This is a genomic window from Streptomyces sp. DH12 (assembly GCF_020873895.1).
Lineage (GTDB): Bacteria > Actinomycetota > Actinomycetes > Streptomycetales > Streptomycetaceae > Streptomyces.
This window is the reverse complement of record NZ_JAHWGT010000942.1, coordinates 1-466: the sequence shown is the minus strand read 5'-3', so window position 1 is coordinate 466 and position 466 is coordinate 1. Positions and strand designations below refer to the sequence as shown.

At 80.9% G+C, this 466-nt stretch carries 1 pseudogene; it reads right to left on the bottom strand.

What is annotated here, in order from left to right:
* A pseudogene (locus LPA54_RS37880) lies at positions 1–466 on the bottom strand (hypothetical protein); the annotation flags it as partial.

Genomic DNA, 466 nt, shown 5'->3' with positions numbered 1-466 from the left:
CCCGCAGGGCGGGCAGGGACGTCTGCGGGGCGCCGTCGACGTCCTCGGGCAGGTCGTCGGGGGCGCCGGCGATCTCGGAGCGCTCGGCACGCAGGGTGCGGGCCGTACGCCGGGCGTCGTCCGCGGCGCGCTGGGCGGCGCGCCGGTCCTCGTCGGCGGCGCGGGCGCGCTCCAGACAGGACTGGGCGCGGGCCTCCGCCTCGGCGGCGTCGTCGGCCAGTTCGCGCAGCTTGGCCTGCCAGCCGGCGCGTTCCCGCAGCCGGAAGGCGAGTCCGGCGAGGGCGTCGGCGGCGCGCCGGGCCTTCTGGGCGGCCTCCTGCCGCTCGTCGCGGACCCGGACCGCCTCGGCGGCCGCCTCCTCGGCCTCCGCCCGCAGGCTGCGCGCCTCGGCCAGCTCGGCCTCGGTCTCCTCGGCGAACGCCCGTGTCTGCTCGGCCGTCGCGGCCAGTTCGGCGAGGCGTCCGGC